Genomic DNA, 8,057 nt, shown 5'->3' on the forward strand with positions numbered 1-8,057 from the left:
CGGATTCGCGCCTCAGGACTCAGCGCAACGCGTTGCGCTGAGTCCTGAGGCTGTTGCAATGAAAATGAGAATCAAGGATATTACGAATTATGGAGGACATACCATGAAAACCTTAATATCTTGTGCCTACAATATGGATAATTGCTGTGTGGAAGTGAAATTCAGCGACGGCAGTATGATTGCGATTGACACTATCGCCGTTGAGAACGAGATTGCTGACAATATGTATCAGCGGTCAGAGCTGGATTATTTGATCTACAACGCTCCTTTGGAGTATGCAGACCTTATCTTGAACGGCGATCCCGAAACCTATTTGAAAACTGTAACAGAATACAAGCCTTGGGATAGCTGACAACACGCTGCCCGCAGGAGAAAATCCTGCGGGCGTTTTTCTGTTTATATTATTTCCCTCCGTTGGATCTCAATTTAGGAAAGAAGATGACAATCTTGAAGCCCTTTCCCCACTGGGAAGCTGCTTCCAGATGAAGATTTAGATCGTCGGCCATCTTCTTAACCAGGTAAAGTCCCATACCGGTAGCCTTCTTTCTGCTGTCAGTAGAATCCCCGGTAAAGCCCTTTTGAAAAATGTACGGCAGATTATATTTTTTTACGCCAATGCCGTTATCTTCAACAGAAAGGATATCTGCGGTCTCCGAATGTATCACGGAAATTGTAAGCATGGGACTATCGCTGCTATATTTGATGGCATTGCTAACGATTTGTCCCAACATAAACTGAAGTCCTCTACGGTCTGTATAGACTGTTTCAGATTGCAGTTTGTTGAGAATGGCAAACTGCTTCTCTTCAAGAAGTGGGGCATAGTCCTCCAGAACTTCACCCAAGCAGTCATTCAAATTGACATCCTCAAATCGGTAATCCTTTGTACTGCTCTTCAACCGGGCATAGTACAGCATCTGCGTGACATCCTCCTGAAGCTGACTGCGGACATAATCCAGCTTTGCTTGCAGGGAAGGAGAGATTTCATCGTTCCGGTTATCCAAGAGCATGGTCAGCAACGATAGGGGCGTTTTCGCTTCATGTGCCCAGCCCTCCACATATTCTTCATAGTCCTGTAGGGCATCTGCCATACTGTTACTCTCAGTTTTGTGTTCCTGTAAAACTGATGCCAGAAGCCGGATAGATTCTCCTTCTTCCCGGCTGATGGCACTGAGCAGCCGTTCCTCGTTGCAGATGGTAGGATCACTGAGGAAATCCCGGAACAGTTCTCGGCGGGTAGTCTCCCGCTTGTTTAGTACAAACAGAATCGCTGAAAACAAAAGGAGGCTTGTCAGAACTACTAACCCAATCAAGGGTTGAAATGCCTGAATGTCAGAAATCCAAAGAATGATAGCACAAAAGCAATCCACGCCCAACAGCAACAATAGCCAGGGGTAGTATCGCTCTGTTATGCGCCAAAGCTGCTTCATGGAGCCACCCCCGTTTCCAGACGATAGCCCATCCCACGAACCGCAACGATTCGCTGCTTCATCTCAAGACCGGACATCGTCTTTTTCAGCCTGGTCAGATTAACCTGCAAGGCATTTTCGTCTATGTATTCCGTGGTTCCCCATAGTGCTATGCAAAGTTGCTCCGTCGTGACCAGAGCATCGCCGCCGGACAAAAGAGCAACCAACAGTTTTCCCTAATTTGGAAGCACGACAGAGGTATTATGAATATAAAGCGTGTAGGTCTGCTGGTCTAACAGGAAATCTGGTCCCTCTATGAGATTGGTACGGCCTTCATACCTTTTGAGAATATTGGATACCCTGGCAAGAAGCCGGTCTTTTCTGCACGGCTTCGTCAAATATTCATCGGCACCCAAGTGGAACGCTTGCAGTTCATCCTTTACCTCATCTCTGGAAGTTAGTACCAGGACGGGGATAGCGGTTTTATTCTTTAGTTCCTGGCAGATTTGAAAGCCACTGATCTCCGGCAAATTCAGGTCTAAGATCACAAGGTCAGGACGGAGGGCTGCCAGGAGCCGAGCGGCATCTTCAAACTCGGTGATTGCCTCCGCAAGATACCCGTCCTTTTGGAGCATATTGCAGAGTTCTTCCCGCATATAGACTTCATCTTCCACAACAGCAATTCTTTTCACGACAGCACCTCCTTCCAAATTATTCTTCTCTCTGCGGCTGCATCAGTGTCAGCAAATACCGATCACTGGAGTGCTTGACCACTCTCATATAAATATATTCTATCACGCAAAGCAGCAAAATCATAGTAGCAGATACAAGCAGCATTTCAGGCACTGTCCCACGGGTTCGGGACGAGAGTATCCCTGTAAACAACGCTCTGACTCCAAACAGACTGCTGACAGCTGCAACCAATACAGGAAGTCCCATAAACCACGCAATCTGCTTTCCGGCAGACTGGCAAAGGCTTTCGTAAGTGGCTCCCAGGCGGATCAGGGTCTGGTATCTACGCCCGGTTTTCTGCTGGCTCATCAGGAACTGAACACCCACAATGGTGTTGGCAACCACCAGGAACACAATCGCCAGATAGAGGGTAATATAGATGGATGCTACGGTGTAGAAAAGCTGGCGGCCCATATTCTGAAGATAGCTTTCATATTCGATACCTATTTTGTCCAGCTTCTCGTTCAGATCGGAATAGGCAGTCATAAGGCTATTTCCATTCAGAGCTTGCTCACTGAGCACCGCATTGACATAGGTATCATACATTCCCTGACTATAATATAGGAATGCTTCATCCGGAAGAATCAATGCAAAGGACAAGGCTATAGAACGGTCCGTGACCAAATTCACAGACTGAACCTCTCCTGTAAGATGAATCGGACTACCATCCAGTTCCACCTTGGGCTGCCCGGCCAATACTTGGTTCAGCATTGCGGTACGGCTTGCCGTAGTAAACTCTGTATCAATATAGACAGTGGCCTCCTTTTCGCCTAATTGGAGAGCCGGATTGCCGGACAATTCCAACAAACGATTATAGTCCGATAAACAAATCAAATATGGGTATGTGGCATAACCAAGATTGTTCAGAAGGACATCCCGGTCTTCCGACTGGGGCAGGCTCCGAAGAGAGTCCATAACAGCGTCCATGCTGTAGGCATTATCATAATCTTCTGTGGTGCGAATACGCCCAACCCTCATTTCAAAAAGCTCTGAAAATTGATTTTCCAAACTGTTTTCTTTCAGGACTGCCTTTATATTCGGAAGAACCTGCGATGAATCTTCTGCAGTATGATCTTCAAAAGTATAGTCGATTACATGGCCAGAAGACAGGCTATTCGTTCCTGCAATTCCTACGCCCGCACCAAAACAACACAGCGCCGCCAGAATCAGCAGGGAGCTGATGGCCATGGAGTTTGACTGATGAATGACATTCTCCTGAATCTGCCGGAAGGTAAATACATGAAGCTGCTTATTTCCTTTTCCTTTCTTAACAATCAAAGCAATCAGCGCACGTATCCCATAGAAAAGCAGCATCGTACCAACTATGCCCAACAGCAAAGTCAGTCCCATCATACTTACCTTTGTCCATGCAATTCCCTGAATCGCCATGTAGTAAGCCACTGCCAACATCACACTTCCGCATATAGCAGCCAGTCCATAGACAACAGATGGCATTTGCTTTTTGGGGCGGTTCGTTGGCTGGGATAGCAAAGTACCGATCTCCTGGCGGCTGATTCGTCCACTCAAAATCAGAAGTGCCGTCAGCTTAATTGCCAGAAATCCTGCCAGCGTCCATTCAATCGCAGACCAGGATAAAGAAAACTGATGACCGATGATCCCCATGCCTACCAGCTTGGCGGTGACAAGACTGACAATTTCTGAAAGCACCACAGCCACAGGTAAGCCTATGAGCATGGCAAGAATACTGGTCAGGCAATCTTCCGCCAGAAGCATACCAAACAGTTTACTTCTACGCATCCCCAACATTAGATAAACACCAAGCTCATGCCGTCTGCGCTCGAACTGATACTTGCAGGCAAAATAGATCAAAAAGAACAGAATACCGAGGGTCATTCCATAAAACGCAGGAATCAGAAGCAGGAGTTTGTCAACTGCGTCACTCTCCATTTTCTGCAAAAAGAGCATCACATCTTGAGTGGAGATGGAAAGAATCATGTAAAAGGCAACAATAGAAATCACCAGGGAGCTGAAAAACAGACCGTTTTCCTTTCGGCTGCGGCGGCTGTTCCGAAGAATGAGATTAGAGAACATTTGCGCTGCCCCCTCCCAGTTGCGCCATCACCTTCAGGATGCGCCCGTAGAACTCCTGCTGGCTTTCGTCTCCACGCCGAAGCTCATGAAAGATCACGCCATCCTGGATGAACAGGATGCGCTTACAGAAGCTGGCGGCATTGGAATCATGGGTTACCATCAGGATCGTAGCTTGTTCGTCACGATTCAGGCCGGACAGCTTCTCCATAAGACTTCTTGCGTTCTTAGAATCCAGCGCACCCGTCGGTTCATCGGCAAGGATCATTTGGGGATGTAAGATCAGAGCCCTTGCTGCCGCAACACGCTGACGCTGGCCGCCGGACATCTTGGACGGAAACTTATCCAGAACATCAGTGATTTCCAGATAGTCAGCCAACTGCTTCAGCCGCTGGCTGCTTTCTGCTTCGGATACCCCATGCAAGGAAGTCGGGAGCAGGATGTTTTCCCTGCCAGTCAGGTTGTCCAGCAATTCAAAGTTCTGGAATAGATAACCAACTTTTTTGCCACGGTACTCTGCAAGAGCCTTTCCCCTGAGGGATTGCAGAGTATCGCCCTCCACCTGAATGCTTCCACCGGTGGGCTGAATCACAGTTGCAATACAGTTGAGAAGCGTGGATTTACCGGAACCACTGCTTCCCATAATGCCGAGAAACTCTCCCGGCATCACCTGGAGGGTGATCCCATTCAGTGCATTTGTTTGACTTGGCACATTGCCATAGATTTTTGTTAAATTTTCAATATTCAAAATGGGTTTCATGTGAATACCTCCTATCATTTGTAATAAAATGATAGCATGGGAACACAGCAAATACCACTTACAGTTGTTGTAAGGATTCAGGATATAAGTGGCGGCTCAAGGGGGACGAGCATATATTTTTTAAGAGCATCAGGCGACAATGATAAAATATACCGGATCGCCTCATTGGCAAACCAGTTCGTTTTAATTGTATCCCAATCAGCAAGCCGAATGATTTCTGCTGTGCCGTTCTCAAAATCAACTGACATTTCGCCCCATTCGCCGTCGCAGTCTGCCTGGTATTCGTAGATTGCGGCGGTGATTTTCTTTTTGCGCTTGGTTTTGGATTTCTGTTTCAGCCGGACTGCATGGATAGCACCCTCGGCAACCAAAAACTCCGTCAGCTTGTCCACTGCTTTCCGGTAGGCTCGCTCTGCACCGCTGGCTGTGCTGCCCTCAAACATAACCGCCAGTTCTTCAAAGGTGGGGCGGTTCTTCCATGAGCCGACACGCCCACAGGTCATACAGATCGCCAGCCGCTTTTCAAGCAAGGTTTGCTCCCGGTAATTCAGTTTCTCAAATGCCCGCTGCACCTTTTCAGCCTGTATGCCGTTCCAGAGGATGTCGGTATAGTTCCATGTATCATCAAGGGCAACATCTTCACCTGTTTCCTCGCCATCCTCGTCCGTTACATAGAATGGCTGCTGATTGCGGATGCCACGGACTACTTTCAGGTATCCTTCCGCAAGGGCAAGGTCGCAGTTGTATTTCTTTGCAAATTCACTGACCGCATCCTTCGTTTTATGAGCTTTTCAAGCAGCTTGAAGGTCGCACCGCCCACTTTGACTAGGCGGTAAACATGAGCGAGCTGCCGTCGATTTCCGACATATTTACCGATGATGTTAATGAACAACGAAAGATTAAAGGGAAAATGGATAAAGCTAATTTTATTTCAGTGCCCGAGTGGGCGTGCTGCGTCACCACCGTCGCTGCTGAGCGCCTCATCCTCGGCCTTGTATGGAAGTTTGGAAAGCCTTCCACAAACAAAAAAGCCATGGGCTTTTACGCAAAAAGCAAATGGATTGAGGAGCACTACCACCTGAGCAAGAACACGATTTCCCGGGCCCATACCTCTTTGAAGAAAAAGAGGTACATTCAAAAGGCGGGTGACGGCAGCTGGATGCTTAATTACGCTGCAATCTACCGCGCCGCAGTCGAAAACGGCTGGGAGCCTCCGAAATCTTAAGCCCACAAACCGACTATCGAGGTCGTAAGAGTCGGCCACCGTCAGGGTGCCCACAAGAACATGCCGCGGATGTAAAATAAAATAGGGTCGAACCGAAACAGTTCCCGGACAATTGGCGTCCGGCCAGACACTTCGATTCGACCCTTTTTCATGCCCGCATCTAAAACAATCCCATAATCATTCTCGGCATCTTTAACGCCATCACTCTCCCGCCACCAACGCGTCGTAGGTGCCATTTTGGTGCCATTTTCGACGAATCGATATGGCCGTCCATTCATGGCCTTTAAGGCACGTGATACCATGAAAACGTGCGGTATTTCTCTAACCGAAAACCTGCGTGAACGTATGACTTGAGACGCTTTTAGAACTCACCGATCGCAGGACGACTACAAAACAACAGCGGCCGCGTATTTGTTCCCAGCCGTACGGCGTGGCGGAGCCATGCCCATTGTTGATTGGAGTGTCGCACGATGACAGACGAGAGAAAAATCAGGGAGATCTACGGCGTGAAGTCCGTCCACGAGGAGGCCGCCGAGCGAACCGAGGCGACGTGGCGGGAGAAGCTACTGCGCGAGACGGCCGACCTCAGGACCGAGAACGCGCTGCTCAGGGCCCAGCTCGACGAATTCAACCGCAAGCTCGTCGAGGCAACGGATCGGAATGAAAAGATTGAGGCCGACTGCAATGAGCGGGTTGCCTTTATAGAGGAGAAGTTCGAACTCGATACCGCGAGACTCGAACTCGAGAACAACGAGCTCCACGCCGCGGGCGTCAGGTACCTCTCCCGTGCTAAGGGGCTCGGCAGGCAGGTTGTCCAACTCCATGCCGAGGCTGAGGCCATGGTCGATGAGATCGAGCGGCTGCGCGGCGAGCGTGACGCCGCACTGAAAACCCAAGCCGACACACTCCTGGCCCAGCGCGACCTGATGGCCGAGGTCGCCGCCCTCAAGGACCGCCTCGCCGCCTCCGAGCAGCGAGCGGCCGTGGCCGAAGCCAAGGTCGAGGTCATGTCCCAGATGAAGGGCGAGTAGCCCCGCGTTTCTCCTATCAGGCGGCTGATTTCTAGAAACCTTCTAGAACGCTTCTAGCAGGTTTCTAGAGCCGGGCGCAGCATCTTCGATCGGCACGATGTCTCGGTAGACAAGGCGGTGCCTGTCGTCGCGCCATTCGTCGCCGTGGTAGTGGCCGAAGAACCAGGCGCGGTAGCCGAGCTGCCCGTCGAGCTCGGCAAGGAATCGCTGAAGCCGGTCGTCCAGATACTCGCGTTCGCGCTCCCGGCACAGCTTCTCTGCCAGGTCGGCAGGAGCCTCGTGAGTCACCACGTAGTCGACCTTCCAGCCCACGCGGTCGAGCGAGGCGCGGCAGCGCTCCATCTCTTCCTCGCTCGGCATCTCCTCGGGCCACCAGCTCCTCCCCTCCCTGCGACACTGCCTGTCGTTGCTCGCGGCACCGCCCATGGCAAGGACCGTGAGCCCGCCGATGTCGAACACCTCGCCGCGCATCAGGTGCAGCACGTGCGGTCGCGCCTCATGGACGAGCCCACCGTTCCACTCCCGTACCGGCAGATTAGCCAAGGCGTGATGGTTCTCATGGTTTCCGTCGACGAAGCACGTAGTCCACGGTTTGGACTCAAGCCAGTTGAGCCAATACTTCTCGGCGTTTGAGCCGTCCCAGACAAAGCCGAAGTCGCCGGCAACGATCACCACGTCATCGCGCGTCAGGGTCCGGCCCAGCGGCCAATTCTTGAAGGCAAACCGGCTGGACCCGTACTCGGCCCTGCCGTGCACGTCGCCCGTCACATAGATAGCCATCAGTACGCGCCCCACGGCAGGAGTTTGTCCCCGAGTCTCACGATCCGGTCATACAGCACCGTGTGCCGTTCGTC

Annotated in this window: 10 protein-coding genes; 3 read left to right on the forward strand and 7 right to left on the reverse strand. The window is 50.8% G+C overall.

Annotated elements, in window-relative coordinates:
- Positions 1-352: DUF6061 family protein (locus I2H19_RS09570; RefSeq protein WP_229089890.1), on the forward strand; the 352-nt coding region annotated here is incomplete at its 5' end.
- A gap of 49 nt (positions 353-401) precedes the next feature.
- Here the strand turns inward: I2H19_RS09570 and I2H19_RS09575 are convergent.
- The 6 genes from I2H19_RS09575 to I2H19_RS09595 form a co-directional block, all read right to left on the reverse strand.
- On the reverse strand, positions 402-1,427 hold the full coding sequence (locus tag I2H19_RS09575) for a sensor histidine kinase (RefSeq protein WP_195622515.1): 1,026 nt from the start codon (positions 1,425-1,427) through the stop codon (positions 402-404).
- On the reverse strand, positions 1,424-1,633 hold the full coding sequence (locus tag I2H19_RS10135) for a helix-turn-helix domain-containing protein (RefSeq protein ID WP_347497937.1): 210 nt from the start codon (positions 1,631-1,633) through the stop codon (positions 1,424-1,426). Before I2H19_RS10135 ends, I2H19_RS09575 begins: the two co-directional genes overlap by 4 nt.
- A 9-nt stretch (positions 1,634-1,642) precedes the next feature.
- Positions 1,643-2,098, reverse strand: a complete 456-nt coding sequence (locus tag I2H19_RS09995) for a response regulator transcription factor (RefSeq protein WP_271745859.1) — start codon at positions 2,096-2,098, stop codon at positions 1,643-1,645.
- Positions 2,099-2,117: 19 nt separating this feature from the next.
- Positions 2,118-4,190, reverse strand: coding sequence for an FtsX-like permease family protein (locus tag I2H19_RS09585; protein WP_195622516.1), 2,073 nt, complete (start codon positions 4,188-4,190; stop codon positions 2,118-2,120).
- Positions 4,180-4,947 carry an ABC transporter ATP-binding protein gene (locus I2H19_RS09590; protein ID WP_110442442.1) on the reverse strand — a complete coding sequence of 256 codons (768 nt, stop codon included), beginning with the start codon at positions 4,945-4,947 and terminating at the stop codon, positions 4,180-4,182. The genes I2H19_RS09585 and I2H19_RS09590 overlap by 11 nt, the downstream gene beginning before the upstream one ends.
- Positions 4,948-5,024: 77 nt before the next feature.
- Positions 5,025-5,519 carry a hypothetical protein gene (locus I2H19_RS09595; protein WP_229089891.1) on the reverse strand — a complete coding sequence of 165 codons (495 nt, stop codon included), beginning with the start codon at positions 5,517-5,519 and terminating at the stop codon, positions 5,025-5,027.
- Positions 5,520-5,785: 266 nt separating this feature from the next.
- Here I2H19_RS09595 and I2H19_RS09600 point away from each other — a divergent pair, with 266 nt between their 5' ends.
- Together I2H19_RS09600 and I2H19_RS09610 are read left to right on the forward strand one after the other, a co-directional pair.
- The gene (locus I2H19_RS09600; protein ID WP_195622517.1) at positions 5,786-6,172 is read left to right on the forward strand and encodes a hypothetical protein; all 387 of its coding nucleotides are present in this window, start codon (positions 5,786-5,788) and stop codon (positions 6,170-6,172) included.
- 470 nt (positions 6,173-6,642) lie between these two features.
- Entirely contained in the window at positions 6,643-7,203 is a 561-nt protein-coding gene (locus tag I2H19_RS09610) for a hypothetical protein (protein ID WP_035136653.1), read from the forward strand.
- Between the two features lie 42 nt (positions 7,204-7,245).
- Here I2H19_RS09610 and I2H19_RS09615 read toward each other — a convergent pair whose 3' ends face one another.
- Positions 7,246-7,983, reverse strand: a complete 738-nt coding sequence (locus I2H19_RS09615; RefSeq protein WP_195622518.1) for a metallophosphoesterase family protein — start codon at positions 7,981-7,983, stop codon at positions 7,246-7,248.
- Between the last annotated feature and the right edge of the window lie 74 nt (positions 7,984-8,057).

This window comes from Collinsella aerofaciens (genome assembly GCF_015560135.1).
Lineage (GTDB): Bacteria > Actinomycetota > Coriobacteriia > Coriobacteriales > Coriobacteriaceae > Collinsella > Collinsella aerofaciens_AN.